This window comes from Pseudomonas sp. G34 (assembly GCF_031119625.1).
Lineage (GTDB): Bacteria > Pseudomonadota > Gammaproteobacteria > Pseudomonadales > Pseudomonadaceae > Aquipseudomonas.
On the sequence record NZ_JAVHZV010000027.1, the window covers coordinates 1 to 25,988 of the forward strand.

Annotated in this window: 27 protein-coding genes; 12 read left to right on the forward strand and 15 right to left on the reverse strand. The window is 64.4% G+C overall.

The genetic code is table 11. From position 1 onward, the window contains the following. Window positions 1-238, forward strand: a 238-nt coding sequence (locus QYS36_RS16745; protein WP_308840560.1) for a hypothetical protein, incomplete at its 5' end; no start/stop codon positions are given. Between the two features lie 81 nt (window positions 239-319). On the opposite strand, the gene msrQ is transcribed toward QYS36_RS16745, so the two are convergent. The 4 genes from msrQ to ilvC form a co-directional block, all read right to left on the reverse strand. Beyond that, the gene (gene msrQ, locus QYS36_RS16750) at window positions 320-937 is read right to left on the reverse strand and encodes a protein-methionine-sulfoxide reductase heme-binding subunit MsrQ (RefSeq protein ID WP_308840561.1); all 618 of its coding nucleotides are present in this window, start codon (window positions 935-937) and stop codon (window positions 320-322) included. Further along, window positions 937-1,950 (reverse strand): protein-methionine-sulfoxide reductase catalytic subunit MsrP, encoded by a 1,014-nt coding sequence (gene msrP / locus QYS36_RS16755; RefSeq protein WP_308840562.1) that lies wholly within the window; start codon window positions 1,948-1,950, stop codon window positions 937-939. The genes msrQ and msrP overlap by 1 nt, the downstream gene beginning before the upstream one ends. Window positions 1,951-2,012: 62 nt before the next feature. Continuing rightward, the gene (pssA, locus tag QYS36_RS16760) at window positions 2,013-2,828 is read right to left on the reverse strand and encodes a CDP-diacylglycerol--serine O-phosphatidyltransferase (protein ID WP_308840563.1); all 816 of its coding nucleotides are present in this window, start codon (window positions 2,826-2,828) and stop codon (window positions 2,013-2,015) included. Window positions 2,829-3,115: 287 nt separating this feature from the next. Continuing rightward, window positions 3,116-4,132 (reverse strand): ketol-acid reductoisomerase, encoded by a 1,017-nt coding sequence (gene ilvC / locus QYS36_RS16765; protein WP_073268715.1) that lies wholly within the window; start codon window positions 4,130-4,132, stop codon window positions 3,116-3,118. A gap of 127 nt (window positions 4,133-4,259) precedes the next feature. Between ilvC and ilvY the strand changes: the two genes are divergently transcribed. Continuing rightward, on the forward strand, window positions 4,260-5,141 hold the full coding sequence (gene ilvY / locus QYS36_RS16770) for an HTH-type transcriptional activator IlvY (protein ID WP_308840564.1): 882 nt from the start codon (window positions 4,260-4,262) through the stop codon (window positions 5,139-5,141). Window positions 5,142-5,197: 56 nt separating this feature from the next. Here ilvY and ilvN read toward each other — a convergent pair whose 3' ends face one another. Next, complete coding sequence (ilvN, locus tag QYS36_RS16775) at window positions 5,198-5,689, reverse strand: acetolactate synthase small subunit (protein WP_042553031.1); 492 nt, start codon at window positions 5,687-5,689, stop codon at window positions 5,198-5,200. Window position 5,690: 1 nt separating this feature from the next. After that, window positions 5,691-7,421 carry an acetolactate synthase 3 large subunit gene (locus tag QYS36_RS16780; protein ID WP_308840565.1) on the reverse strand — a complete coding sequence of 577 codons (1,731 nt, stop codon included), beginning with the start codon at window positions 7,419-7,421 and terminating at the stop codon, window positions 5,691-5,693. A gap of 506 nt (window positions 7,422-7,927) precedes the next feature. Between QYS36_RS16780 and QYS36_RS16785 the strand changes: the two genes are divergently transcribed. Then, on the forward strand, window positions 7,928-8,371 hold the full coding sequence (locus QYS36_RS16785) for a DUF4124 domain-containing protein (protein WP_308840566.1): 444 nt from the start codon (window positions 7,928-7,930) through the stop codon (window positions 8,369-8,371). An 18-nt stretch (window positions 8,372-8,389) separates the two neighbouring features. Here the strand turns inward: QYS36_RS16785 and QYS36_RS16790 are convergent, their stop codons facing one another. Genes QYS36_RS16790 through mrcB form a run of 3 tightly spaced genes read right to left on the reverse strand, consistent with a single transcriptional unit; the run spans window position 8,390 to window position 11,793 of the window. Then, window positions 8,390-8,722, reverse strand: coding sequence for a YqcC family protein (locus QYS36_RS16790; RefSeq protein ID WP_308840567.1), 333 nt, complete (start codon window positions 8,720-8,722; stop codon window positions 8,390-8,392). Then, window positions 8,719-9,462 (reverse strand): tetratricopeptide repeat protein, encoded by a 744-nt coding sequence (locus QYS36_RS16795; protein ID WP_308840568.1) that lies wholly within the window; start codon window positions 9,460-9,462, stop codon window positions 8,719-8,721. The genes QYS36_RS16790 and QYS36_RS16795 overlap by 4 nt, the downstream gene beginning before the upstream one ends. A gap of 12 nt (window positions 9,463-9,474) precedes the next feature. Continuing rightward, window positions 9,475-11,793: a penicillin-binding protein 1B gene (gene mrcB / locus QYS36_RS16800; protein ID WP_308840569.1), complete on the reverse strand. Its 2,319-nt coding sequence runs from the start codon at window positions 11,791-11,793 to the stop codon at window positions 9,475-9,477. A 117-nt stretch (window positions 11,794-11,910) separates the two neighbouring features. Between mrcB and QYS36_RS16805 the strand changes: the two genes are divergently transcribed. From QYS36_RS16805 to QYS36_RS16825, 5 genes are all read left to right on the forward strand, one after another. Next, window positions 11,911-13,464: an AAA family ATPase gene (locus QYS36_RS16805; protein WP_308840570.1), complete on the forward strand. Its 1,554-nt coding sequence runs from the start codon at window positions 11,911-11,913 to the stop codon at window positions 13,462-13,464. A gap of 67 nt (window positions 13,465-13,531) precedes the next feature. Continuing rightward, window positions 13,532-13,888, forward strand: a complete 357-nt coding sequence (locus QYS36_RS16810; RefSeq protein WP_308840571.1) for a pentapeptide repeat-containing protein — start codon at window positions 13,532-13,534, stop codon at window positions 13,886-13,888. A gap of 102 nt (window positions 13,889-13,990) precedes the next feature. After that, the gene (locus QYS36_RS16815) at window positions 13,991-14,257 is read left to right on the forward strand and encodes a TfoX/Sxy family protein (protein ID WP_308840572.1); all 267 of its coding nucleotides are present in this window, start codon (window positions 13,991-13,993) and stop codon (window positions 14,255-14,257) included. Window positions 14,258-14,394: 137 nt separating this feature from the next. Then, a complete protein-coding gene (locus tag QYS36_RS16820) occupies window positions 14,395-15,186 on the forward strand; it encodes a cyclic nucleotide-binding domain-containing protein (protein WP_308840573.1) in 792 nt (263 codons plus the stop codon). A 359-nt stretch (window positions 15,187-15,545) separates the two neighbouring features. After that, window positions 15,546-15,722, forward strand: coding sequence for a hypothetical protein (locus tag QYS36_RS16825; RefSeq protein WP_308840574.1), 177 nt, complete (start codon window positions 15,546-15,548; stop codon window positions 15,720-15,722). Between the two features lie 3 nt (window positions 15,723-15,725). On the opposite strand, the gene QYS36_RS16830 is transcribed toward QYS36_RS16825, so the two are convergent. Continuing rightward, the gene (locus QYS36_RS16830) at window positions 15,726-16,916 is read right to left on the reverse strand and encodes a multidrug effflux MFS transporter (protein WP_308840575.1); all 1,191 of its coding nucleotides are present in this window, start codon (window positions 16,914-16,916) and stop codon (window positions 15,726-15,728) included. A 171-nt stretch (window positions 16,917-17,087) separates the two neighbouring features. Between QYS36_RS16830 and QYS36_RS16835 the strand changes: the two genes are divergently transcribed. Then, window positions 17,088-17,708: a TetR family transcriptional regulator gene (locus tag QYS36_RS16835; RefSeq protein ID WP_308840576.1), complete on the forward strand. Its 621-nt coding sequence runs from the start codon at window positions 17,088-17,090 to the stop codon at window positions 17,706-17,708. On the opposite strand, the gene QYS36_RS16840 is transcribed toward QYS36_RS16835, so the two are convergent. Beyond that, complete coding sequence (locus QYS36_RS16840; RefSeq protein WP_308840577.1) at window positions 17,692-17,910, reverse strand: cation transporter; 219 nt, start codon at window positions 17,908-17,910, stop codon at window positions 17,692-17,694. The genes QYS36_RS16835 and QYS36_RS16840 overlap by 17 nt on opposite strands. A gap of 140 nt (window positions 17,911-18,050) precedes the next feature. Here QYS36_RS16840 and QYS36_RS16845 point away from each other — a divergent pair, with 140 nt between their 5' ends. The 3 genes from QYS36_RS16845 (at window position 18,051) to cueR (ending at window position 21,333) form a co-directional block, all read left to right on the forward strand. After that, window positions 18,051-18,437: a hypothetical protein gene (locus tag QYS36_RS16845; protein ID WP_308840578.1), complete on the forward strand. Its 387-nt coding sequence runs from the start codon at window positions 18,051-18,053 to the stop codon at window positions 18,435-18,437. A gap of 84 nt (window positions 18,438-18,521) precedes the next feature. Next, a complete protein-coding gene (locus QYS36_RS16850) occupies window positions 18,522-20,897 on the forward strand; it encodes a heavy metal translocating P-type ATPase (RefSeq protein ID WP_308840579.1) in 2,376 nt (791 codons plus the stop codon). 4 nt (window positions 20,898-20,901) lie between these two features. Next, window positions 20,902-21,333 (forward strand): Cu(I)-responsive transcriptional regulator, encoded by a 432-nt coding sequence (gene cueR / locus QYS36_RS16855; RefSeq protein ID WP_308840580.1) that lies wholly within the window; start codon window positions 20,902-20,904, stop codon window positions 21,331-21,333. Here cueR and QYS36_RS16860 read toward each other — a convergent pair. The 4 genes from QYS36_RS16860 to QYS36_RS16875 all read right to left on the reverse strand — a co-directional run bounded on the left by QYS36_RS16860 (window position 21,300) and on the right by QYS36_RS16875 (window position 25,982). Beyond that, window positions 21,300-21,905, reverse strand: a complete 606-nt coding sequence (locus tag QYS36_RS16860) for an HAD family hydrolase (RefSeq protein ID WP_308840581.1) — start codon at window positions 21,903-21,905, stop codon at window positions 21,300-21,302. The genes cueR and QYS36_RS16860 overlap by 34 nt on opposite strands. A gap of 43 nt (window positions 21,906-21,948) precedes the next feature. After that, window positions 21,949-22,926: a spore coat U domain-containing protein gene (locus QYS36_RS16865; RefSeq protein WP_308840582.1), complete on the reverse strand. Its 978-nt coding sequence runs from the start codon at window positions 22,924-22,926 to the stop codon at window positions 21,949-21,951. Further along, a complete protein-coding gene (locus QYS36_RS16870; protein WP_308840583.1) occupies window positions 22,917-25,157 on the reverse strand; it encodes a fimbria/pilus outer membrane usher protein in 2,241 nt (746 codons plus the stop codon). Before QYS36_RS16870 ends, QYS36_RS16865 begins: the two co-directional genes overlap by 10 nt. Before the next feature lie 90 nt (window positions 25,158-25,247). After that, complete coding sequence (locus QYS36_RS16875; RefSeq protein ID WP_308840584.1) at window positions 25,248-25,982, reverse strand: molecular chaperone; 735 nt, start codon at window positions 25,980-25,982, stop codon at window positions 25,248-25,250. Between the last annotated feature and the right edge of the window lie 6 nt (window positions 25,983-25,988).

The window sequence follows — 25,988 nt, forward strand, 5'->3', positions numbered from 1 at the left end:
TGCTTTTGAAGAATTTTTTCTTTCTTCTCAACACCTTGCAGCGCCCGACCAGATCATCTTCTCTCCAGCGGGAGGCGCATTCTACAGCGTTACAAACCGCTGTCAACACCCTCTTTTACCGCCTTCGATCAAACCCGACCGAACCATCAACAGAACCACTCAAACCACTCTGTCGATGCCGGCGCATTCTACTCGAATTCGCCGTCCGTGCAACCTTTATTTTCGTCTAACTCATTGATCTACAAGGAGTTTTCAGATCAGGCTGCGCCGGAAGTGGTGCGCATTATAGGCCGCCATAATTTCTGGTCAACCGTTTATTTCACTTTGGCTGAACTTTCTGCCCTGCCCCGCCTATCCGCGGGATTCGGCGCATGAGCGCGGGGATACGCAGCACCAGCAGCACGGCTCCAAGCGCTGCATAGATAGCCCATTCCTGCAGATCCGCCCTGACGATCCACAACATATGCAGCAACCCCAGCGGCAGGATCAGGTAGATGAGGCGATGCAGCTTCTTCCAGGACTTGCCCAGGCGGCGCTGACTGTATCGATTGGAGGTCACGGCCAGCAGCAGCAAGCCGAACAGCGCGACCGCACCGACGATAATGTACGGGCGCTTGCGCAGCTCGACGGCCAGTTGCGACCAGTCCAGCCCCAGAATGAAAACCGCGTAAGCGGCCAGGTGCAGAACCCCATAGGCGAAACACCACAAGCCGAGCTGGCGGCGCACGGCCATCCAGCCCGACCAACCGCTGAGCTTCTGCAATGGGGTCATGCTCAGGGTGATCAGCAGGAGGATCAGCGCGCCCAGCCCCAGCCGCTCGACCAGTACCTTGCCAGGATCAGGCCCCAGCGCGAACGACCAGGCCTGATACAGCCAGTACAACGGCCACACGGCGACCAGCACGAAAACGAGAAGACGCCAGTACGGGTGCCGCATCAATAGTTCTTCCGCAGATCGAGGTTGCTATAAAGGCTGGCGACCTCATCGGCATAGCCATTGAACATCTGGGTCTCGCGTACGTTGGGGCTGAACAGCCCGCTGGGCAGACGACGCTCGCGCGCCTGGCTCCAGCGAGGATGGTCGACGGTCGGGTTCACGTTGGCATAGAAGCCGTACTCCTGGGCCGCGATGCTTTGCCAGGTGGTTTGCGGCTGCTCGCTCACCAGGCTGATGCGCACGATCGACTTGATACTCTTGAAGCCGTACTTCCAGGGCACCACCAGGCGCAGCGGCGCGCCGTTCTGGTTAGGCAGCTCGCGGCCATACATGCCTACCGCCAATATGGCCAAGGGGTTCATCGCCTCATCCAGGCGCAGCCCCTCTACATACGGCCAGTCGATCAACCCAAACCGCGAGCGTTGCCCCGGCATGCTGTCCGGATCGTTGAGGGTTTCAAAGCGAATGTACTTGGCTGCCGAGGTTGGCTCTACCTTGTTGAGCAGCGCCGAAATGGGAAAACCGATCCACGGGATCACCATGGACCAGGCTTCCACGCAGCGTAATCGGTATATACGCTCTTCCAGCTGATACGGCTTGAGGAAGTCTTCCAGCGCATAGCGGCCAGGCCTGCCGACCTCGCCATCGATCACCACGGACCAGGGCTCGGTTTTCAGGCTGCCAGCATTGGCGGCGGGATCCGACTTGTCGGCACCGAACTCATAGAAGTTGTTGTAGTGGGTGGCGTCGTGGAACGGCGTGATCGCTTCGTCCTTGACGGTGACCGCATTCCATTTGGTTGCGGCGATACGATCCGCCAACCAGGCTGGCGCCTTGCCGGGTTCGACATCGGCATAGCGTTCGCCCAGCGCCGACTGTGCCCAGGCAGGCACGCTGCTTAGCGCGGCCCCGGCTGCGGCAGCTGACATGAAGGTGCGACGGGAGAGATAGATTGACTCGGGGGTAACATCCGATTCATTGCACTCGGATGACTGACGCAGCTTGATCAGCATGATGACTCCGCAGTATCGGGACAGACCAGCCCAATAGACTACGGAGTCTGCAGGAAATTACATCACTCCACTGACTTGCGACGACGCAAACGCAGCAGATATTGAATCGGGCCGGATGCCGCGTAGGCCAGGAAGATCAGCAGCAGGATACGCGGCGGATCGCTGAACACCACGGCGAACACCAGCACCACGGCAAGAATCGCCACGAACGGCACGCGACCTTTCAGGTCGAGGTTCTTGAAGCTGTTGTACTTGATGTTGCTGACCATCAGCATGCCGGCAGCAGCCACCAGGACGGCGACCACGAACGACATGTTGGAGCCCTGGATACCGAAGTCGCTGAACGCCCACACGGTACCGGCGACCACGCCAGCAGCAGCCGGGCTGGCCAGACCGATGAAGTAGCGCTTGTCGACGCTGCCGATCTGCGTATTGAAACGCGCCAGGCGCAATGCGGCACCGGCCACATAGATGAAGGCGACCATCCAGCCGACCTTGCCCATGCTGCCCAAGGCCCACTCGAACGCCAGCAGTGCCGGCGCGACGCCAAAGGCGACCATGTCGGACAGCGAGTCGTATTCGGCGCCAAATGCGCTCTGGGTGTTGGTCAGGCGTGCGACGCGACCGTCCAGGCCGTCCAGCACCATGGCCACGAACACCGTGGCAGCCGCCACGTAGAAGTTGCCGTTCATGGCATTGATGATGGAATAGAAGCCGGCGAACAGGTTCGCGGTGGTGAACAGATTGGGCAGCAGGTAGATGCCGCGATGACGCACCTTGCGCCCCTCGTCGTCATGCCCTTCCTCAATATGCTCGTCGATGGGCAGTAAGCTGTCATCGTCCCGGGACGACTTGGGCTCTTGCGGACGCTCGCTCATGAACAACACCTTGCATCGGATTTGAATTTTCGACCGAGCCGCCGCAAAAGCGTTCGCCCTAACGGCGGCCTGGGTACAGGGCTTTATACCAGAAGCCCGGGCTCGGCTCTTTACCAAAAGCGCCTGGGCAGGCTGGTACTGCGTTAAAAATCGCTTCGGCCTGCGCATTAACAGCTCGTAAGCTCGGCGCCTTTTTTCTTTGCCCGAGCTTCGCCCGGGGACTGTTCGTACCGCGCCTGGAACGAAAAAACGCGGCCGGGGCCGCGTTCTTCGTTGATCGGTTCGACTCAGTTCTTGGCTTTGTCGACGATCTTGTTGGCCGCAATCCACGGCATCATCGAACGCAGTTGCTCACCGATCACTTCGATGCCGTGGGCAGCGTTGTTACGACGCTTGGCGGTCATCGACGGGTAGCCGGTGGCACCTTCGCTGATGAACATCTTCGCGTACTCGCCGTCCTGGATGCGCTTGAGTGCATTGCGCATGGCCTGGCGGGATTCGGCGTTGATGACTTCCGGGCCGGTCACGTACTCGCCGTACTCGGCGTTGTTGGAGATCGAGTAGTTCATGTTGGCGATACCGCCTTCGTACATGAGGTCAACGATCAGTTTCAGTTCGTGCAGGCACTCGAAGTAGGCCATTTCCGGCGCGTAGCCCGCTTCGACCAGGGTTTCGAAACCGGCCTTGACCAGCTCGACGGTGCCGCCACAGAGAACGGCTTGCTCGCCGAACAGGTCGGTTTCGGTCTCGTCCTTGAAGGTGGTTTCGATGATGCCGGTACGGCCGCCGCCAACGCCCGAGGCGTAGGACAGGGCAACGTTCTTGGCATTGCCGGAAGCGTCCTGGTAAACAGCGATCAGGTCAGGGATGCCGCCGCCTTTGACGAACTCGGTACGCACGGTGTGGCCTGGAGCCTTCGGCGCGATCATGATCACGTCGAGGTCGGCACGCGGAACGACCTGGTTGTAGTGAATCGCGAAGCCGTGGGAGAAGGCCAGAGTGGCGCCTTTCTTGATGTTCGGCTCGATCTCGTTCTTGTACAGCGCGCCCTGGAACTCGTCCGGGGTGAGGATCATCACCAGGTCAGCGGCAGCGACGGCAGACGCCACGTCGGCAACTTTCAGGCCATGGGCTTCAGCCTTGGCAACGGTAGCAGAGCCTTTACGCAGGCCGACGGTAACGTCGACGCCGGAATCCTTCAGGTTGCACGCCTGAGCGTGGCCCTGGGAGCCGTAACCGATGATGGCAACTTTCTTGCCCTGGATGATCGAGAGGTCACAGTCTTTGTCGTAATAAACTTTCATGTTCTTGGCTCTTGTATCGCGAAAGGGATGGGGTGCCGAGCACCGCTACGGGAGTTACCTTAAGTGATCCGCACCATTGCGTAAAATGATATATTCGCAACACAGCATGCCGATATATGAAACGTAAATGGACAGCCACGCCCTCAGTCTCTTTCTTTCCCTGGCCGACAACCTGCACTTCGGCAAGACCAGCCGCGAGCAGCATGTGAGCCCCTCCGCGCTCAGCCGCAGCATCAAGCAGCTCGAGGATGAAGTCGGCGCGGCGTTGTTCGTGCGCGACAACCGCTCGGTGCGCCTGACTCGCGAAGGCCAGCAGTTTCGCCAGTACGCCAGCGAGGTCATGAACGGCTGGCAGGCCATCCGCCAGACATTCAGGCAGGACCAGCTGGTGCTGCATGGCGAGCTGTCGTTGTATTGCTCGGTGACGGCGAGCTACAGCTTCCTGTACGAGATTCTCAGCAGCTTTCGCCAGGACTACCCGCGCATCGAAATGAAGCTGCACACCGGCGATCCGGCCAAGGCCGTCGAGCGCGTGCAGCAGGGCATCGAGGATCTGGCCATCGGCGCGCGCCCGGACAACCTGCCGGCCGGCGTCGAGTTCCAGTCGATCACCCGTTCGGCGCTGCGCTTCATCGGCCCGCAAGCACCGCAGCTGTTGAGCGACGAGCAACTGAAGAATCCCGGCGCCGACACCTGGCAGGACGTACCGCTGATCCTCTCCGAGGAAGGCCTGGCGCGCACCCGCACCGACCGCTGGCTCAAGCACCACAACATCAAGCCACGCATCTACGCCCAGGTCAGTGGCAACGAGGCCATCGTCAGCATGGTCAGCCTGGGTTTCGGGATCGGCGTGGTGCCGCAGATCGTGCTGGACAACAGCCCCCTGGCCGCGCGCATCCGCATTTACGATATCCAGCCGCCGTTGACGGCCTATGACATCGGCCTGTTCGCCCTGCACAAGCGCCTCAAGGATCCGCTGATCGCGGCCTTCTGGAATCGCCAGCGCTAATGCTCAAGCCATAAAAAACCCCGCACCAGGCGGGGTTCTTTATTTCAGCGCTGTGCTCAGATGCTCAGCACCTTGTCGCCACGGGCGATACCGGTGACACCGCTGCGCACGGTCTCCAGAATCAACGCCGTGCCGATGGCTTGGATGAAGCTGTCCAGCTTGTCGCTGGTACCGGCCAGCTGGATGGTATAGACGCTCGGCGTCACGTCGACGATCTGCCCACGGAAGATGTCGGTGGTGCGCTTGACCTCGGCGCGCTGGGCGCCGGTGGCCTTGACCTTGACCAGCATCAGCTCGCGCTCGATGTGGGCGTTTTCCGACAGATCCACCAGCTTGACCACTTCGATCAGCTTGTTGAGGTTCTTGGTGATCTGCTCGATCACGTCATCATGGCCGATGGTGGTCAACGTCAGGCGCGACAGGGTCGGGTCTTCGGTTGGCGCCACGGTCAGGCTTTCGATGTTGTAGTTGCGCTGGGAGAACAGGCCGACCACACGCGACAAGGCTCCCGGTTCGTTTTCCAGCAGCAGGGAAATGATATGACGCATGTCAGGTACGCTCCGTCTTGCTCAACCACATGTCACGCATCGCGCCACCCCGAATCTGCATCGGGTAGACGTGCTCGCTGGTATCCACGGCAATATCGAGGAACACCAGACGGTCCTTGATCGCGAACGCCTCTTCCATCTTCGACTTGAGATCCTTGAGATCCGTGATGCGCATGCCCACGTGCCCATAGGACTCGGCCAGCTTGACGAAATCAGGCAGCGATTCCATGTAGGAGTGCGAGTAACGGCTGCTGTACTGCATGTCCTGCCACTGGCGAACCATGCCCAGGGCGCCGTTGTTGAGGTTGATGATCTTCACCGGCAGGTCGTACTGCAGGCAGGTCGACAGTTCCTGAATGTTCATCTGGATGCTGCCTTCACCGGTCACGCAGGCGACATCGGCATCCGGGAAGTTGAGCTTGACGCCCATCGCGGCCGGAAAGCCAAAGCCCATGGTGCCCAGGCCACCGGAGTTGATCCAGCGGTTCGGCTTGTTGAAGCGGTAGTACTGGGCCGCGAACATCTGGTGCTGACCCACGTCGGAGCTGACATAGGCCTCGCCCTTGGTGACTTCGCACAGCGTCTCGATCACGGTCTGCGGCTTGATGATCGAACCGTCGCCCTCGTTGTAAGGGAACAGGCGGCCACCGCCACGCCACTCGTCGATCTGCTTCCACCAGGTGGTTTGCGCGTCTTTGTCCGGGGTCTGCTCGATCTCCCTGAGGGCGGCGACCATTTCGCTCAGCACGCTGTCCACCGGGCCCACGATCGGGATGTCGGCCTTGACGGTCTTGGAGATCGACGCCGGGTCGATGTCGATATGGATGATCTTGGCGTTCGGGCAGAACTTGGCAGCGGTCTCGCCATTGATGACGCGGTCATCGAAGCGTGCGCCAACGGCCAGGATCACGTCGGCGTGGTGCATCGCCAGGTTGGCGGTGTAGCTGCCGTGCATGCCGAGCATGCCGACGAACTGGCGGTCATCGCCCGGGTAGGCGCCGAGGCCCATCAGGGTATTGGTGACCGGTACGTTCAGGGCGCGGGCCAGCTCGGTGAGTTGCGCCGAAGCGCCACCCAGGATAACGCCACCGCCGGAGTAGATGATCGGGCGCTTGGCCGCGAGGAGCATTTCCGCCGCCTTGCGGATCTGCCCCGAGTGCCCACGGGCAGCCGGGCTGTAGGAGCGCAGCTTGACCTTCTTCGGGTAGCTGTATTCGAACTTCTGGGTCGGATCACCCATGTCCTTGGGGATATCGACGACCACCGGGCCCGGACGCCCCGATTCAGCCAGGTAGAAGGCCTTCTTGATCACTTCGGGAATTTCCGAAGGATGCTTGATGATGAAGCTGTGCTTCACGATCGGCCGGGAGATGCCGACCATGTCGACTTCCTGAAAGGCATCGGTGCCGACCACGGTGCTGGCCACCTGACCGGAGATGATCACCATCGGGATCGAATCCATGTAGGCGGTGGCGATACCGGTCACGGCGTTGGTCGCGCCCGGCCCGGAAGTCACCAGCACCACGCCGGCCTTGCCGGTGGCACGGGCGTAGCCGTCGGCCATATGGGTCGCCGCCTGCTCGTGGCGAACCAGGATGTGGGTCACTTCCGGTTCTTTGAACAAGGCATCATAGATGTGCAGGAGGGCACCACCCGGATACCCATAGATGTACTTAACGCCTTCGTCACGCAACGAGCGGACGACCATTTCAGCGCCGGATAAAAGCTCCACGTTGTTCACCTCTATTACGCCAGAAAACCGCCCTTTTGCAGGGTCGGCCCGAGTAGGTTTACTGCCAGCAGAGCATGAGCGACTGTGGTCGCCGACTACGTCAGCTACAACTGAGCAAGTATTGGGACCGCCCCTGATGTGTTGCGGGGCTTTCCCACCCAGCGCGAGGTAACGCGTTGCGGGTGTAACGAAAGGTCGGCGCGGGTAGCGCCTCATGTCTACTGAGCTGAAGCCAGCTTGCGGCTGACCCCACTACAGCGAGCAACCGATTGTTGATATTCACCACCGGCAAGTCAAGCGATGCGTGACGGAATACGCGATATCCGGCAACCATGCCTTAGCCACCGCCGAGTCGCCGGATCGCCGGATCGCCGGATCGCCGGATAGCGCCGATGTGAAACAGACCCGCCTGCGCCGAACGCCGATTGGTTATAGTGGCGACCTGCGTTGCAACTTCGCGTTGCCAGTACGTCAATCAGCCGATGCACCCTGCATAAGGACACTCCATGCGCCGCATGATTCTCACCAGCAGCCTGCTGCTCGCCCTGAGTGCGAGCGCCATGGCCGGACAGATCTACAAATGGGTCGACGCCCAGGGCGTCACCCATTTTGGCGAGCAACCGCCCCAGGGCCAGCAATCCACCACGGTCAATCCGTCGGCAGCGCCACCGCCCACCACGACGACCGAAGCGAAGCCGGCGCCGACCTTCGACAGCATCGCCGATCCCGAGCAAGCCGCTGCCGATGCCAAGGTGAAGAAGGAGGTTGCCGCCCAGGAAGCCGAGCGCAAGAAGTACTGCGAAACGCAGCGCAACAACCTGGCGCAGCTGGAGAACAACCCGCGGGTACGCGTGGAGGAGGAAGGTGGGGAAATGCGCCGCCTCGGCGAGGACGAGCGCCAGAAGCGCATCGCCGACGCCAAGCAGGCGATCAAGGAAAACTGCCAGTAACGCTGGATGCTGCGGGCCTTAGCGGCCCGCGCTGATCAGCCGGTCGAAATCGCCCAATGCCTTGAGCAGCGCCGCAGCCTCGTGACTGTCGGCACCATACACCTGCTCGGCCATGGGCAGGATGCCGGACACTGCCGGCAGGTCGGCACCCGCCTCGATGATCGCCTTCATGCGCGGCAGGAAGATCCACTGCAGCCACTGGGAAAAATCCAGGGTATCCACACAGAACGGCTGTTCGCTGGACAGCGCCTCCATGCTGGGCGCGCTGGCCTCCCACAAGCCCTGCACCCGCAGTGCCCGTTCGATCAGCAAGAGCTGATCGGCGATCAGGGCGACCGATGTGACACTCACAGGTTGACCCGGGCCCGCTCACGGGCCTGGGCTGCGCCAGCGGCGTCGCCCTGCTGCTGGCGGGCCTTGGCGATCAGATCCCACAGGCTGGCCTGCAGGGCCGGACGGCCATTGGCGTAGCTCAGGCCACGGCGAGCAAACTGCTCGGCCTGGGCGGCATCGCCCTGGGCCAGGCGTACTTCAGCCAGGCGGTAGAGCACCTGCGGCTCACGCGGAGCGATCCGCTGGGCACGTTCCAGACTGGACGCCGCACCATTGAGATCACCACCGGTCTGCTGCTGCTGGGCGCTGGTCAGCAACGCCAGCACCGGCCCGTCGAGCTGCTCGTCGGCAGCCAGGCCACCACCGGTATTACCGCTGGGGATGCCACTGGGCGTCGACGGCTGCGACGGGGCCGAGTTGCCGTAGCTCGGCGAACCCAACGGCTCGCTGCTCAGCGGCGGCTCGTCGAAGGTCAGCCCGCCACCGCTGGCAGGCGCGCCAGCCGGCGCCGCATAGGTGTCGATCGGCGCGGACGGCGCACCGCCACCCGGCACCATCACCACCACTCCGGAATCCTCGGGCATGGTTTGGGGCTGCTGCGCTTGCGCGGGGGCATTGTTGTAGCCACCGCCAGGCCGGTCGTCCTGCTCGTAGGCGGAACTACCGGAATCCACAACCGGGATGGAACCACGCGGAACGCTGGCACAACCACCCAGAACCACCGAGGCGGTCAAAACGGGAATCAACCACTTGCTCACGGCAAACCTCTCTTATTCCAACCAGCCTTTCACCCAGTCCATCACCGAGTCCACGGGGGCCTGAATACCACAACCTGCACCCGGAGCCGGCTCGCTGCCGCGAATATACGGCATCTGCACGGCCCCCGGACAATTCTGCGCCGAGCCCTGCCCGGTCGCTGCGTCCACCCAGGCCACCACCACGTTGTCGGGTACCGGCATGTCCAGCGGCAGCGGGTCGGCACGGCGCATGAAGCCCGTCCAGGCCTGCAGCGCACCGGTCGCGCCGGTGAACGGTGTCGGGCCGTTATCGTCACGGCCCATCCACACCACGGTCAGCAGATCCTGACTGAAGCCTGCAAACCAGCTATCGCGCGAATCGTTACTGGTACCGGTCTTGCCTGCCAGGGTCAGCGAGCTTGGCAGCTGGCTGTAAACAGAACGGCCGGTGCCTTCACGCATGGTGCGTTGCATGGCGTTCTGCAGCAGGTAGATGGCGCCCGCGTCGAAACGCTGTTGAATCTGATACGGATAACGCCTGAGCGGCTCGCCCTCGGCGGTCAGCACGCTGCGAATACCCCGCAGCGGGGTGTTGAAGCCGCCATTGGCGATGGTCTGGTACATGCCGGTGACTTCCATCGGCGTCAGCGCGCCAGCGCCCAGCAACATCGACGGATAAGCCGGCCACTGGCGCGACACGCCCAGGCGCTCGAGGGTTTTGAGCACATTCGGCACGCCCAGTTCCAGGCCAAGCTTGGCGGTGGACAGGTTGTAGGAGTGCGCCAGGCCCTGGTACAGGTAAATGCTACCGTGGGCCTTGCGATCGTAGTTCTGCGGCCTCCACACCTGGCCATCCTGGCCCTTCACCGAGAAGGGTTCGTCCTGGATCCGGGTGGTCAGCGTGTACTGGCTGGGGCGCTCGAGTGCGGTCAGGTAGATGGCCGGCTTGATCAGCGAGCCGATCGGGCGCACGGCGTCCAGCGCACGGTTGAAGCCGGCGAAGCGTGGCTGACGGCTGCCGATCAGCGCCTGGATCTCGCCGGTTTCCGGGTTGGTCACCACCATGCCGGCTTCGACCTCGTCGGAGCCCTTGCGGCCGGCCTGGCGCTTGAAGGTTTCCGCCAGCGCTTCCTCGGCCTTGAGCTGCAGGATAGGGTCGAAGCTGGTGAAGATGCGCAGGCCTTCTTCGGTCAAGTCCTCGTCACGGTAGTCCTGACGCAACTGGCGCTTGACCAGATCCAGGAAGGCCGGGAACGAGCCATTGGCCATGCTGCCACGCTGGGTCACGCCCAGCGGACGAGCCTTGGCGGCGGCGGCCTCTTCAGGCGACACCACGCCCTGCTCGGCGAGCAGGTCGAGAATCATGTTGCGGCGGTTCAGCGCCCGCTCCGGATTGCGGCGCGGGTTGTAGAACGTCGGGCCCTTGACCATGCCGACCAGCAAGGCCACCTGCTCGAGCTTGAGTTCGGACAGCGGCTGGCTGAAGAAGTACTGACTGGCCAGACCGAAGCCATGCACCGCGCGCTGGCCGTCCTGACCGAGGAATACCTCGTTGAGGTAGGCCTCGAGGATTTCACGCTTGTCGTAATGCAGCTCCAGCAGCACCGCCATCATCGCTTCGGTGATCTTGCGGGTCAGGCTGCGTTCGTTGGTCAGGTAGAAGTTCTTCACCAACTGCTGGGTCAGGGTACTGCCGCCCTGGCGCAACTGGCCGGCCGAGGCGTTGACCCACACGGCGCGGGCGATGCCCTTGGGCGATACACCGAAGTGCTCGAAGAAGTCGCGATCCTCGACCGCCACCAGGGTTTCCACCAGGTAGGCCGGCACCTGATCGAGCTTGATCAGCACGCGGTCTTCCTGGTGCGCCGGGTACAAACCGCCAATCAGCATCGGCTCGAGCCGCGCCACGGCCAGGTCCTTGCCGTCGGCCTTGGTCAGCGAGGCGACGTAGTCACCGGAGAACCGCACATTGACCTGCTGAGCCTGCTCGGCGCTCTCGTAGAACTGGAAGCCGCGCGAATGCAGGGACACATTGTTGCCGGAAACGGCCACGGCGCCCGGGCCATTGGCCACGCTCTCGCGGCGGTAGCCGAGGGCGTCCATTTCCTTGAGCAGGTCGTCCTTGGCCAGCTTCTGGCCGACGAACAGCTCAAGCGGCCTGGCATACACCTTGGCCGGAACGGTCCAGCGCTTGCCGGAGAATTTCTCCTGGACGATGGCATCGAGGTAAACCGCAAAGCCGGCGAACAGCACCAAGCCTACCAAGCCGAGCTTTACAGCCCAGCCCAGCAAGGGGCGCATGCCACGGGGGCGGCGTTTGGAACGGGAGCGGGAAGATCGGGTACGAGTCATGGCGCGGCATTATACGCACTTTACGAAGCGCCGGCAGCGACTGCCAGCGGTTTGCAGTGCGCCAGCGAGGGGCCATAATGCGCGCCTGTTCCCACTTTTAAATGCCAAGGATCGTCCGTGAGCCAAGCCCTGATTACCGCCTTGCAGAACCCGGCCCTTTATCCGCACCCGGTAGACGGTTTCAGGGTCATCGAGACCCATATTTCCTGGGTCGTGCTGACCGGCCCCTATGCTTACAAGATCAAGAAACCGGTCGACTTCGGCTTTCTCGACTTCACCTCGCTGCAGGCGCGCAAGCACTTCTGCGAGGAGGAGCTGCGGCTCAACCAGCGCCTGACCGAGGATTTGTATCTGCAGGTGTTGCCGATCGGTGGCAGCCCCGAGGCACCGCAAATCGGCAGCGACACCACGGTGTTCGAATACGCGCTGAAGATGCGCCAGTTCCCGCAAGAGCAGTTGCTGGCCCAGGTGCAGGCCCGCGGCGAGCTCAATGAAACCCATATCGACGCGCTGGCCAAGCAGATCGCCGAGTTCCACCGCGACACCCCCGTGGTGCCCGCCGACCACCCGCTGTGCAACGCCACCGCCATCGTCGCCCCGCTGCGGCAGAACTTCGAGCAGATTCGCCCGATGCTCAGCGACAAGGCCGACCTGCAGCAGCTCGACGCCCTGGAAGCCTGGACCGAGACCAGCCTGGAGCGTCTGTGGCCCGACCTCGAAGCGCGGGCGCGGGATGGTTTCATCCGCGAGTGCCATGGCGATATCCACCTGGGCAACGCGACTTTGCTGGACGGACGCGCCACGCTGTTCGACTGCATCGAATTCAACGAGCCCTTCCGCTTCACCGATATCGCCCTGGATACCGCCTTCCTGGTCATGGACCTGGAAGACCGCGGCCTCAAATGCCTGGCGCGCCGCCTGCTCAACGGCTGGCTGGAGCACACCGGTGATTACGCCTCGCTCAAGGTATTCAACCTCTACAAGACGCACCGCGCCCTGGTGCGCGCCAAGGTCGCGCTGTTCCGCCTCGGCCAGGAGCAGGATGCCGTGCAACGTGCGGTGATCCTGCGCCAATACCGCGCCTACGCCAGCCTCGCCGAAAGCTACAGCGCCATTCCCGCGCGCCTGCTGGCGATCACCCGCGGCGTGTCGGCGGTCGGCAAGAGCCAGGTCGCGCTGCGCCTGGTGGAGGCGCTGGGCGCGATTCGCATCCGCTCCGACGTCGAGCGCAAGCGCCTGCTGGGCCAGCAGAACACTGCCGAGGTGAATGCCGGGATCTATAGCCAGGACGCCAGCGATACCGTCTACCAGCACCTCAACACGTTGGCCGATCTGGCCTTGCACGCGGGTTACCCGGTGGTGCTGGACGCCACCTTCCTCAAGCGTCCGCAGCGCCAGGCCGCCCAGCAGGTTGCCGACGACACCGGTGTGCCCTTCCTGATCCTCGACTGCCACGCGCCGGACGCGGTGCTCGCCAGCTGGCTGCAGCAGCGCCAGTTGGAAGGCAGCGACCCGTCCGACGCGACCCTGGCGGTAATCGAGGCGCAGCGCGCCGGCCAGGATCCGCTGGAGGAAACCGAACTGCCCTACTGCAAGCGCGTGGACACCCCGGACAGCGCCAGCCTGGCCGAACTGGTCAGCGCGGTTCGCCAGCGTTTCCCCAGCCTCTGACGGCTGGCCAGCGGCGCGACAAAGCTCTTCTATACTGGCAGTAAGCCTCCCCCGGACGACTGCCACCATGAGCCAACCGCGCCAGCTGGACACCCCGCTCTACCGACTGCTGCACAATGACGACGTCGCTGCCTTCAACCAGCAGCGACCCAAGGGCGAACCCATCGACCTGAGCGGTGGGGACTTCCGCGGGCTCGACCTGCGCAGCCTCGATGCCGAGGGCATCGACTTTACCGATGCCTATTTCCGCGGCGCCGATCTGCGCGGCGTGGACTTTCGCAACGCACAGCTCGAAGGTGCCAGCATCGCCCATGCGCAGATATCGGGCGCCTACTTCCCGGTCGAACTCAGCGCCGACGAAATCCTCATGTCGATGAATTTCGGCACCCGCCTGCGCTATCGCACCCATCCCAACCACCTGTAGCAGCCTGTAACGCGAGATCGCAGCAGTGCCGCCATGCCGCGCCTACACTTTTGCGGTGGCGGCACGGGGCATCGCGGCGCAAACGCGGCAGGAGGAGATGGCGTGAACGACGAATTGCAGACCCTCAAGAACCTCGGCAAGACCTCGTCGCAGTGGCTGCACGCGGTGGGCATTCACAGCGCCAGCGACTTGCGCAGGCACGGGGCCGTCGAGGCCTATCGGGCGGTTCGCGCCCGCGGCTTCCGCGCCTCCAAGGTACTGCTCTACTCCATCGAAGGTGCACTGCTGGACATTCACTGGAGCGAGCTCTCGCCGACGCGCAAGGAGAGCCTGAACCTGCAACTGGAGGCCGCCGCCACCGGTGACTGAACCCAGGAGGCCGGACGAGCCCTGGAACAGGCGCTGGTTCACAAGCCCCAGCGAGACCGATTTACCTGGAGCGCGGCGAGTATTATCGTTTCAGGGATTTTCGTGCGCATCCAGCACGAGCAGCCCAAGGAATCACCATGTATCTACTCGGGGAACAACCGGCCTACGCCGACCAACTGATCAGCCGCTTGCAGAGCATCCCCGGAAAACTACTCGACGGGCTCAGCCCCTGCGGTGAGCCGCTGCAGGTCGAGCGCAGCGAAAACCTGGCGAGCGACCTGCCCAGCAACCAGCTGTTCATCATCGATAACGGCCTGCTGCATGCGCTGGTCGACGAGCGTCCGCTGTTCTACCTGCAGGAAGGCGACCTGGTCGGGCTGCGCCAGGGTATCGACCTGCCGAGCTGCCGCTACACCAGCGACGAGCCGCTGACACTGATCCCCTACTCGCGCAGCGAGGTGTTCAAGCACATCTATGCCGACGAACCGCGCCAGGAGCTGTTCATTCAATATCTGGTCGGGCATACCGCACTGCTCTCCGATGCCCTGGCACGCCTCAAGCAACCCGAGATTCGCCCAGCCACCGGCTTCAAGCATTTCGCCAAGGGCGATGCACTGATCAACCAGGGCGACGAAGCCGACCATGTGTTCATCATCATCGACGGCCACGCCGAGGCATTCGTCGATGGCATGAAGGTCGGCGACGTGCAGAAGGACGAAATCTTCGGCGCCATGGCCGTGTTCACCAACGAGAAGCGCAGTGCCACGGTGATTGCCAGCCAGGCCTGCACGGTGATGGTGATCCCCAAGGATCAGTTCCTCAGCCTGATGGAAAGCAACCCGCGCATCGCCCACAGCCTGGTCGAAAGCATGGCCAGGCGCATCGACCTGCTCAACAAGGAAATCACCGGCCTGCGCCAGCCAGGCTGAGAAAATCCGCCCCGCTCCCGAGAACCCGGCCACGTGCCGGGTTCTGCGTTCAGGCAGACCGCAAATCGCGATGAGGACGATCGATAAAAATAATTTCCATAGTGCAGTTGACTATGTAATGAGAATTGCTATTATTTGCATCAGCTGATCGCGAGATCGGTCGATAAGCTCAAGAGCCCCAGGTCGGACTCTTCAGGTTATCTCCTCATCAGGCTAATCACGGTTATTGACCCGGCACTTTGCCGGGTCTTTTTTTGCCTGGGCAAAAGTGCGTGCGCAACGATCTTTCATTGAGCGGCGTCATGTCATTTACATGAACACCGGCTAGACTGTTTCCACCCTCACCGGGAGACAGGTCGATGGACATCCAGATCCGTGCGTCGCAAGGCCTACGCGGCACCTGCTGGCAGGTGTGCCTGGGCCAACACCAGGTCAATTTCCGCAGCGAAGAAGAAGCGCGTCAGTTCGTGGCGACGCTGCAGGCTCGGGTACAGGCCCCGCACCCGTTGCCCGCCGAGCAGCGCCTGGCCAGCTGAGCCTCAGCCCACCGGGTGCCCAGCGCGCCGCTCCGCCCAGCGGGTGAGGCGTGAAGCGCCCACCGCCAGCACGCCGCAGCTGAAGATGACCAGCGCCATGGGTACCGCGCTGCCGTCATGCAGCACGCCGACCATGGAGGCCGCGCTCGCTGCGATGGTGAACTGCAGGCTGCCCATCAGCGCCGAGGCGCTGCCGGCGTGGCGGCCCTGCCCGGCCATCGCGCAGGCCGAGGTATTGGGCAGCAGAATGCCCAGTGAGGCGATGCAGCCGAACAACGGCAGCATCAACGGCCACAGTGCCTGTGGCCCTATCCACGCCAGCACCAGCAAAGCGATACCGCAGGCCAGGTAAAACCAGACGATGCGCCTGGCCCAGTAGGCCGGCCCGTGCCGTGACACCAGCCAGGCATTGACCTGGGCGGCAAGAATGAAGCCGGCGGCATTGGTGCCGAACAGCCAGCCATAATGCTCGGCCGGTACACCATAGAGCTCGATGAACACGAAGGGCGAGCCGGCGATGTAGGCGAACATGCCGGCGATGGCCAGGCCGCCGGTCAGCGCATGGCCGATAAAGGGCAGATCGCTGAACAGGCGCCGGTACTCCCTCAGGGCGCCACTCAACGGAGGCGGTTGCACGTGCGGGTTCAGCGTCTCCGGCAGCCACAGGCTGAGGGCCACCAGGCACGCTGCGCTGAACAGCGTCAGGCAGACGAAGATCGCTGGCCAGCCGAACAGGTTGAGCAACAAGCCACCGGCCACTGGCGCGAGGATCGGCGCCAGGCCCATAACCAGCATCAGTTGCGAAAACACCTTGGCGGAACTGATCGGGTCGCACAGGTCGCGCACCACGGCGCGGGATATCACCATACCGGCACAGCCACCCAGGGCCTGGACGAACCGGGCGGCGATCAGCCATTCCAGGCTGGGCGCCAAGGCGCATGCCAGGGAAGCCAGAGTAAACAGCGAGACCCCGACCAGCAGCGGCCCGCGCCTGCCGAAGCGATCGGCCAGGGGCCCGTAGACCAGCTGCCCGATGGCCAGCCCGGCGAAATAGGAGGCCAGCGAAAGCTGTACGTGCTCGGTATCGGTATCGAACGCCAGCGCCAGCGCCGGAAAGCTGGGCAGGTAGAAATCGATGGCCAGCGGGCCGAAAGCGCTGAGCGAACCCAGAATCAGTAACAGACGAAGCGGCATTGGCATGGTTCCCGGCGGCTGTCCCACCCTGGGCTGAAGACAAGATAAAGCGCTGTGCGCGCTTAACGAGAATGGACGCCGACAATTACATACAAGTTCGTCTGTAAAACAAACATCCGCTGCAAAAAATAATTACACTCGCAGCTTCCTGAACTGATCTGATCCTGTCGTATGCGTCGAACCAAAGAGCAAGCCGAGCAGACCCGCGCCACCATTCTGGCCTCCGCCGAGATACTGTTTCTGGAGAAGGGCGTCGCGCACACCAGCCTGGAGCACATCGCCAAGCACGCCGGCGTGACCCGCGGCGCGGTGTACTGGCACTTCCAGAACAAGGCCCACCTGTTCCACGACATGCTCAGCCAGGTGCGTCTGCCGCCAGAGCAACTGGCCAGCCGCCTGCTCGAAGACGCCCAGGGAAATGGCCTGCAGTCATTGCGCACGCTGTGCGTGGAGGGCATCGCCGGGATCGCCGAAGACCAGCAGAAACGGCGGATCTTCACCATCCTGCTGCACCGCTGCGAATTCACCGAGGAACTGCGCGAGGCCGAAGAGCGTCACGAGGCATTCATCAATCAGTTCATCGACCTGTGCGAGACGATTTTCGCCCAGCCAACCACCCGGCAACGCCTGCGCCCGGGCATGACGCCGCGCGTGGCCGCACGCACCCTGCACGCGCTGATCGTCGGCATGCTCAGCGACTGGCTGCGCGACAACAGCCTGTTCGACCCGCAGCACGACGGGCCGATCATGATCGACGGGCTGTTTCGCGGCCTGCTCAGTGACTGGTCTTAGCCGCCGGCACCGCCTCGGCCTTGTAACCCGCATTGATGATCGCCTCGAGCACCTGATCCACCGGGTGGGTGGTATGCACCCTCACCTCACCCGCGGCAAGATCAACCTGTACCTGCGCCGCCGCATCGATCGCCTGTACGGCCCCGGTGATCGCCCGTTGGCAATGCGCACACGTCATGCCATCCACCTTGAATACCTGCATCGTCATCTCCTCTGCCCATGGGCATCGATTGGGGTGCGGGTGAGTATCGGGCTTGCCAGCGGGGCAAGGTCAACATGGCGCTTGTTGAACCCGCCAACCTCAGCCAAGCTCAGATCACTCAACCTTCCTATGGTCTGACCATGACGCGCCTGCTGTTCTCACTGTTTCTCGCCCTGCCCTTGCCGGCACTCGCCCAGGTGCTGCCGTCGCACACCACCATGGGCGATGGCTACGCCGTGCTGATCATTTCCCGCGAACGCCTGGAAGTCGCCTCACCGTGCGAGTTCGGCGTGTACCTGCAGGACCAGCTCGCCGCCCGGCTTTTCCAGGGCCAGTCGGTGTCCTTCAACCTGCCGCCCGGCGACGTGTCGGTGCGCCTGGGCATGCTCGGCACCGAAAGCTGCCAGGCCGGCATCACGCCCCTCGACAGCCAGCGCCTGAGCCTGACTGCCGGCGAGATCCGCCGCTACCGCATCGGCCTGAGCCCTTCCGGGCCGTACCTGACCCCCGCGCCCTCCAGCCAGTGATCCCGAGCGGTTGCCCGGGGGCTTGACCTTGCCCATGTGGCAAGGTTGATCCTGTAGGCATCTGCCTGAATCACGGAGAGCACCATGCCCACTTTCGATCTGCCGATCAGCGGCATGACCTGCGCCAGCTGCGCCGGCCGGGTCGAGCGTGCCCTGCGCGACGTGGCGCAGGTCAGCGACGCCCGCGTCAACCTGGCCAGCGAGCGGGCGCGGGTGCAGGCGCCTGCCGAACAACTGCCGGCGCTGATAGCCGCCGTCGAGAAGGCCGGTTATGAAGTAGCCGGGCAAACCCTGGACCTGGCCATTGCCGGCATGACCTGCGCCAGCTGCGTGGGCCGCGTCGAGCGCGCCTTGGCCAAGCAGCCCGGCGTGCTCGCGGTCAGTGTCAACCTGGCGACGGAACGCGCCCGGCTGCAGGTACTGCCCGCTGCCGATACCCAGGCCCTGCTGAAGGCCGTCGAGGCGGCGGGCTACTCGGCCAGCCCGGTGGCAGCAGCTGCCGCGCAGGATGGGCGCCCTGCAAACACCGAGCGCTGGCACCTGGCGCTGGCCTTGCTGCTGGCCGCTCCGCTGGTGCTGCCCATGCTGCTGACGCCCTTTGGCGTGCACCTGATGCTGCCGGCCTGGGCACAGTTCCTGCTGGCCACACCGGTGCAGTTCGTGCTCGGCGCGCGCTTCTATCGCGCCGCCTGGCATGCGCTGCGCAGCGGTGCCGGCAACATGGACCAGCTGGTCGCCCTGGGTACCAGCGCCGGTTATGGCCTGAGCCTCTATCAATGGGCGATCACCCCGGCCGGGCAGATGCCGCACCTGTACTTCGAAGCCTCGGCGGTGATCATCGCCCTGATCCTGCTCGGCAAATACCTGGAGAGCCGTGCCAAGCGCCAGACCACCGGCGCCATACGTGCCTTGCAGGCGCTGCGCCCCGATCAGGCCACGCGCCTGCATGAGGGCGTCGAACAGCAGGTGGCGGTCAGCGCGCTGAGTATCGGCGACTCAATCGTTGTCAGGCCGGGCGAGCGCTTTGCGGTCGATGGCAAGGTGCTGGAGGGCAGCAGCCACGCCGACGAAGCGCTGATCAGCGGCGAGAGCCTGCCCCAGGCCAAGGTGCCGGGCGATCGGGTGACTGCCGGGGCGATCAATGGCGAAGGCCGCCTGCTGATCGAGACCACGGCCCTGGGCGCGGAAACCGTGCTGTCACGGATCATCCGCCTGGTCGAGGACGCCCAGGCGGCAAAGGCGCCGATCCAGAAGCTGGTGGACCGGGTCAGCCAGGTGTTCGTGCCGGTGGTATTGCTGGTCGCCCTGCTGACCCTGATCACCTGGCTAAGCCTCGGTGCCGGTATCGAGCAGGCGCTGCTCAACGCCGTGGCCGTGCTGGTGATCGCCTGCCCCTGCGCCCTCGGCCTGGCCACGCCCACGGCGATCATGGCCGGTACCGGCGTGGCCGCCCGCCACGGCATCCTGATCAAGGACGCCGAGGCCCTGGAAGTTGCCCATGGCGTCAGCGTGGTGGCCTTCGACAAGACCGGCACCCTGACCTCCGGCACCCCGCGGATCGCCCATCTGCACAGCGTCGAGATCGATGATCGCCAAGCGCTGCGCCTGGCCGGTGCCTTGCAGCAAGGCAGCGAACATCCCCTGGCCAAGGCGGTGCTACAGGGCTGCCAGGAAGCGCGGCTGGCCCTCGCGCCGCTCAGCGCCAGCCAGGCCCTGGCCGGTCGCGGCATCGCCGGGCAGGTCGAAGGGCGCGCCCTGCAGCTCGGCAATCGACGCCTGCTGCAGGAAAGCGGCGCCGCCGAGCCGGCCGAACTGGCCGCGGCCGCCCATGACTGGGAGGCCGAGGGGCGTACCCTGTCCTGGTTGATCGAACCGGGCGACACACCGCGGGTGCTCGCCCTGTTCGCCTTTGGCGACACCCTGAAGGACGGCGCCCATGCGGCGATTGGCGAGCTTGCCAGGCGACATATCACCAGCCACCTGATCAGCGGCGACAACCTGGGCAGTGCGCAGGCCGTCGCCCGCCAGTTGGGCATCGACTCGGTGCACGCCCAGGTGCTGCCGGCAGACAAGGCGCGTATCGTCAGCGAGCTGAAGGAAACCGGCGTGGTGGCCATGGTTGGCGACGGCATCAACGATGCCCCGGCCCTGGCCGCAGCGGATGTCGGCATTGCCATGGGCGGCGGCACCGACGTGGCCATGCAGGCGGCCGGTATCACCCTGATGCGCGGCGATCCGCGGCTGGTGCCCGCCGCCCTGGATATCGCCCGGCGCACCTATGCGAAGATCCGCCAGAATCTGTTCTGGGCGTTCATCTACAACCTGGTGGGCATTCCCCTGGCGGCCTTCGGGCTGCTCGACCCGATACTCGCCGGTGCGGCCATGGCACTGTCGAGCGTCAGCGTGGTGAGCAATGCCCTGTTGTTGAAAACCTGGCGCCCGCGCCCTATCGAGGAATAATGCGATGAATATCGGTCAGGCCGCCAAGCACACCGGGCTCAGCGCCAAGATGATCCGCTACTACGAAGCCATCGGCCTGCTGCCCAGCGCCGGGCGTAGCGAGAGCGGCTATCGCCAGTACGGCGAGGATGACCTGCAGCGCCTGCGCTTCATTCGCCGCGCCCGCGACCTGGGCTTCTCACTCGCCGAGTCGGGCCGGCTGTTGGCGCTGTGGCACGACCGCGAGCGCGCCAGCGCCGATGTAAAGGCCCTGGCGGTGGAGCATATCGACGCGCTCAACGGCAAGATCGCCGAGCTTGAGGCGCTGCGCGACACCTTGCAGACCCTGGTCGACCACTGCCAGGGCGACCACCGCCCCGACTGCCCGATCCTCGAGGACCTGCAGGCCGGCAGCGGCTGCTGTCAGCCCGCAGCGGCCCCCAGGGCAAGCCGCTGAAGGGCCGCACAATCGGCGACGAAATGATCGCTCAGCTCCGGCCAGGGGTTGCTGGGCAGGTTGACCAGCACCGTGGCGGTACCGGCCGAACGGCCACAGGCCAGGTCGTGGCGATGATCACCGACCATCACCATGTCCTGGGGCGCGACCTGCCAGCGGTCGGCCAGGTGCAATAGGCCACCGGGATCCGGCTTGGGTGGCGCCTCGTCGCGGCCGAGGATGTCGGCCGGCGCGAAGCAGTCATCCACGCCGATGGCTTGCAGGGTCAGCAGCGCCAGCTCGCGGGCATTGCGGGTGAGGATGCCGAGACGCAGGCCGCGGGCATGCAGGCCCCGCACCAGGGCCACGGCGCCAGCGGCCGGGCGTGAGGCGATGGCCAGCTCGCGCTCGTGCTCGAGCAACCAGGCATGCTTGGCCTTCGACACCTCGGGCGGCAGGGCGGCCAGATGATGGAGGATGTCGTCTTCGGGCGGGATCTCCAGCGCCACACGGATGGCGGCGAAATCGTGCACGGCAATGGTCAGGGTGCCGTCCATGTCGAAAACCCAATGGCTGTAGCGCTGCAGGCTCATCGCCCCTCCGGCAAGCGTGGAATCGAGGCCGCAGCATACCTGCTCAATACTGGATGATCACCGTCACGTTGTCCGTATAGGTACCGGCCGGCACATTGGCCTGTGCGGGGTTGATGACGCCCTGGAAGGGAATGCTCTGCAACAGGCCGGTGCCGACCATCGGCAGCGTCTGGCTGCTGGTCCACACCGTGCTGGTGTTGGGGAAGTACAGGTTGTAACCGAGAAAGCTGCTGGCGCTCATCATCCGCCGCCACGGCGCCTGGTAGTTCTGGCCGTTGTCGAAGCCCACCGTATAGCCCTCGGTGTTGGTGCAGGTGACGCCGACACTGCGGGTGACCGGCGCGAACTGGCTGACCAGTGCCTGGCTGCCGAAGTCCATCACCAGTTCGCTGCCGCTGATCACGCAGGCTTTGCTGACCACCAGGCTGACGGTTACCACGACGGCGCTGCCGGCGCCCCAGGTGCTTGGTTGCGAACAGTTCAGCAGCGTGCAGGTGGGCAACGAGGTGCCGGGGCTGCGACTCCACCCGGTGCAGATGCCGACCGCACTGACGCCAGTGCATACCGCGTATTGCCAGGTCAGGCTGAGGGTCGCGGTGTAGGTGCCGGCCGGCACGTTGGCGCCCGTGGCGGTACGAAAGTACAGCGGCACGCTGGCGCCGCTGCCGCCCAGGTTGAGCAGCGTGGCGTTATTGAGAATCACCGGCTGGCCGGGCTGCAAGGCATTGGTGTAGCCGGCATTGGTGAACACCTGCAGCGGGATCTGCCGGCCGTCGCGAGTCAGCACCGGCGTGCTGTTCAGGGTGACGCGGGTAAAGTTGTTGGCCAGCAGCGTCAGGCTGCCGGTGCAGGAGATGCCACCGCTGCCGGCGGCCTGTTGCGCCGTGGTGAGCAGGCTCAGGGAATTGGTGCTGCCCAGGGACACCGCGGCACCGGGCGCGGTGCAGTTCGCCACGGCCAGCCCGGGGACTAGCAGCAGCGCCAGCAGTAGCATCGTCACCCTGGCCTCGTTCAGCGACATGTCAGCGGTCCCACCAAGGCGATCTCCTCGTCAAGATTGTCCAGTTCGAAGCTGGCACGGCACTGTTCGCCATCCGGCAACGCCACCTGCAAGCCGTTGCTTTTTTCCAGGCCCTCGAAATACACCAGGCCGTCCCAGCCGACGACGGCCTGCCGCTCGCTGCCTTGCAGCCGGGCCTGGCTGCCGCGTGGCAGCACCTCGCCGCGGCTGTCGATCAGCACGATGCTGGCCGCCACCACCTGGCGCAACTGGAAATCGAGTATCGCCCCGCTGCCCTCGTGCACCGCAATGCTGCGCTCGACCTCCGGGGTGCGGATATTGGCCGGCAGGTTCAGCGTATCGATGGCGTACTGGCCCGGGTAATAGGAAGGCACCCAGGGCACCAGCAGGTGGCCACGGGCGTTGGTCTCGCCGAGGCGCTGATGTTCGAAGCTCACCGGAACTCCGGCATGGCCGTCGGTACTGACCAGCACGAAGGCATCGTCGATCCGGTTGCTGGCATACAGTCCACCGCCCATGGCCACCACCGAACCGCTGACGTCGCCCCAGTAGGTGCGCCGGCCGGCATCGTCGTAGACACCAGCCTGGTACTGGGCATGCCGGGCGCGCCAGGTCATGTCCGCCTGGGCGTAGGGGTCGCCATTGCCTGCGGCGTAAGCCAGGTTGTAGCCCACGCCGCCGTCGCTCGGTGCGCTGCGCCCGAAGTTGCTGCGCTGCCGATAGCCACCGCTGCGGTCGCGCTCCAGCGCCACGCTGAGTGTCGAGCGCAGGTCGAAAGGAATCACCCACTGCAGCAAGGCGGAGTAGCCGGGCTGGCCGATTTGCCGGTTGAGCGACACGAACAGGTTGCTGCTGCCCGGCAGGCTGCGCGACCACGACAGGTTGACCAGCCGACTGCGGGTGCCGTCCTGCATCTGGGTGGAGAAATAGCCGATACCCAGGTTGCCGATACGCCGTGGGTTGAGCGACAGGGTGACCTGGTCGGTGGTCCTGGCCAGGCTGCTGATGCCCCGGCTGCTCTGCAGGGCGCTGATCACACTGAGGTCGGCGTAGCCGTCGTCACGCTGCACGCGCTGCATGGCCAGGCCGAACAGCGAGGAGTAATAGCTGTAACCCAGACTCAGCTGCCGACCGCGCTGGCCGCCGTGCTGGCTGTAGGACACCGAGCTGCCGAGGGTTCCCCAGGTGCCCAGGGCGAAGGTGCCACCCAGGCCGCCGAGGCGCAGGTCGTCGCCGCTCTCGCCATGGCTTTCCAGGGTGAAACCGTCGCTGACGCCATAGCGAAAGGTGCCGCTGGCCGCCTGGCTGCCGTAGGAAAAACTCTCCAGGCCGTAGTCGCGGCGCAGCTTGCCGGCACTCAGCGAGTAGTCGTACAGGCCTTTCTGCAGCAGGGTGTTGGTCACGTAGAACGGCACTTCGGTGGCCACCTGGCGGCCCAGCGCGTCGGTGGTCACCACCGTGGCGTTGCCGGCCCCGCTGATGAAGGGCACGCTGCTGATGGTGAACGGCCCGGGGTTGAGCCTCTCGCTGCTGACCCGGCTGTTGTTGATCAACAGGTCCACCGAGGTGGGTACTGCCGCATCGCCGCTGAAGCTGGGCAGCGGATAGGTGATCAGATCCGGGCGCAGGCTGAAATTGCGCGACACCTGCACGCCACCGATGCGCACCGCGCGGTTCCAGGTCAGCGCGCCGGTGACCAGGTCGCCGGCGGCATAGCTGAGCATGCGCGGCTGATCGTTGTAGCGCCAGAAGGTGTCGTAGCGCAGGTAGCCATCGCCCTGGGCGGGGTTGCCCGAGAACGCGTGCCGGTAGACCCCGCTGTTGCTCAGGCGCCCCATACCGCCGAACAGCCGCTGCTCCAGCCAGCCATTGAGCAGGCGCGAGCCCTGATCGCTGTCGCTGTAATAGAAATCGTAATTGAGCAGCGCACCGAACGAGCTCTGCGCCTCCACGCCCTCGTATACCTGGGTCTGGCCCAGGGTCTGGGTGGGCAGCCACGCGCTGGGCAGGGTCAGCTTGAGCTGCTGCAGCTCCTGCTGGTATTCACTCTGCAGGCCTTCGATGCCCGCCAGGTCCTGCGGGCCGCTCAGCTCCCCGAGCGGAACGCCGACGGCACGCAGTTCATCGCTGTCGATGAAATAGTGGCCCGCCCGGTAGGTCACCGGCACGATGCGCTCGGTCGACATTTCATTGACCACCAGCTCCAGGTAGAGAACGTATTCATCCGGCATTTGCGCCCACGCCATCGGCCCTGCCAGCCACAGCAGCAGACCCAGCCAGCACGGCCGCCCCATCATTCAGCAACCACCGCCGCCCACGGTTCAGCGCCCCGTAATCGTTACCGGCTCGCTGCGCTCGTTGACCATTGCCTGCAGCGTTGCACCCTCGGCGTTCACCCCGGCCGGCAGCGGCCAGCGCATCTCGGCGCCTGGCAACACGTAGCCCAGCAGCCCTTCGGCGACCACCTGCTGCTGGCCGCCGCGGCTGAAGCGCACCGCCGACAGCCGGGCATGGGCGGCGCCGTCGTTGCGCACCAGCAGGTAACGCACAGCGCCCTGCTGCTGCACTCGATAGCTGAGCTGCGGCGCCAGGGTTTTCAGGCCATCGCCGGCCGGGCCGCGATCACCTTCGGGGGCAGCGCCAGTGCCGAACACGAACAACGGAATCGAATAGCGCATCTGGAATTTCACCCCCAGTTGCGGGTCGGCCGCGGCATCGTTGTCGAGCATTTCATCGATCAGCACCCGATAGGCCTGCTGTACACCAGGCGGCGGCGCCTGCATGGCCATCAAGCGGATCATCTGCCGCTTGCCCGGCGCGATGGTGACCACCGGCGGGCTGCCGATCACCTCGCGCTGGGCGTCGAGGCGATCCTCGAAACCCGCCTGCTGCCAGTTCATCACCCGCACCTGCAGGTTCACCGGCGCCTGGCCGCGGTTCTCCAGCCACAGCGCCACCGCCTTCTGGTCGGCCTCGATCAGCGGGTTGATCGGCCAGATCAGCACCGAACTGGCGGCACCTGCGCGACTCGCGAACAGCGCCAGCAGCATCAACATGACGAG

Coding starts and splice junctions, on each gene's coding strand:
- QYS36_RS16870 (WP_308840583.1), bottom strand. CDS start 25,157: ATGCCGGATGAATACGTTCTCTACCTGGAGCTGGTGGTCAATGAAATG.
- QYS36_RS16875 (WP_308840584.1), bottom strand. CDS start 25,982: ATGTTGATGCTGCTGGCGCTGTTCGCGAGTCGCGCAGGTGCCGCCAGT.
- QYS36_RS16860 (WP_308840581.1), bottom strand. CDS start 21,905: ATGAGCCTGCAGCGCTACAGCCATTGGGTTTTCGACATGGACGGCACC.
- msrQ (WP_308840561.1), bottom strand. CDS start 937: ATGCGGCACCCGTACTGGCGTCTTCTCGTTTTCGTGCTGGTCGCCGTG.
- ilvY (WP_308840564.1), top strand. CDS start 4,260: ATGGACAGCCACGCCCTCAGTCTCTTTCTTTCCCTGGCCGACAACCTG.
- QYS36_RS16785 (WP_308840566.1), top strand. CDS start 7,928: ATGCGCCGCATGATTCTCACCAGCAGCCTGCTGCTCGCCCTGAGTGCG.
- QYS36_RS16835 (WP_308840576.1), top strand. CDS start 17,088: ATGCGTCGAACCAAAGAGCAAGCCGAGCAGACCCGCGCCACCATTCTG.
- QYS36_RS16825 (WP_308840574.1), top strand. CDS start 15,546: ATGGACATCCAGATCCGTGCGTCGCAAGGCCTACGCGGCACCTGCTGG.
- ilvC (WP_073268715.1), bottom strand. CDS start 4,132: ATGAAAGTTTATTACGACAAAGACTGTGACCTCTCGATCATCCAGGGC.
- QYS36_RS16810 (WP_308840571.1), top strand. CDS start 13,532: ATGAGCCAACCGCGCCAGCTGGACACCCCGCTCTACCGACTGCTGCAC.
- QYS36_RS16865 (WP_308840582.1), bottom strand. CDS start 22,926: ATGTCGCTGAACGAGGCCAGGGTGACGATGCTACTGCTGGCGCTGCTG.
- pssA (WP_308840563.1), bottom strand. CDS start 2,828: ATGAGCGAGCGTCCGCAAGAGCCCAAGTCGTCCCGGGACGATGACAGC.
- QYS36_RS16820 (WP_308840573.1), top strand. CDS start 14,395: ATGTATCTACTCGGGGAACAACCGGCCTACGCCGACCAACTGATCAGC.
- mrcB (WP_308840569.1), bottom strand. CDS start 11,793: ATGACTCGTACCCGATCTTCCCGCTCCCGTTCCAAACGCCGCCCCCGT.
- msrP (WP_308840562.1), bottom strand. CDS start 1,950: ATGCTGATCAAGCTGCGTCAGTCATCCGAGTGCAATGAATCGGATGTT.
- cueR (WP_308840580.1), top strand. CDS start 20,902: ATGAATATCGGTCAGGCCGCCAAGCACACCGGGCTCAGCGCCAAGATG.
- QYS36_RS16830 (WP_308840575.1), bottom strand. CDS start 16,916: ATGCCGCTTCGTCTGTTACTGATTCTGGGTTCGCTCAGCGCTTTCGGC.
- QYS36_RS16850 (WP_308840579.1), top strand. CDS start 18,522: ATGCCCACTTTCGATCTGCCGATCAGCGGCATGACCTGCGCCAGCTGC.
- QYS36_RS16845 (WP_308840578.1), top strand. CDS start 18,051: ATGACGCGCCTGCTGTTCTCACTGTTTCTCGCCCTGCCCTTGCCGGCA.
- ilvN (WP_042553031.1), bottom strand. CDS start 5,689: ATGCGTCATATCATTTCCCTGCTGCTGGAAAACGAACCGGGAGCCTTG.
- QYS36_RS16840 (WP_308840577.1), bottom strand. CDS start 17,910: ATGCAGGTATTCAAGGTGGATGGCATGACGTGTGCGCATTGCCAACGG.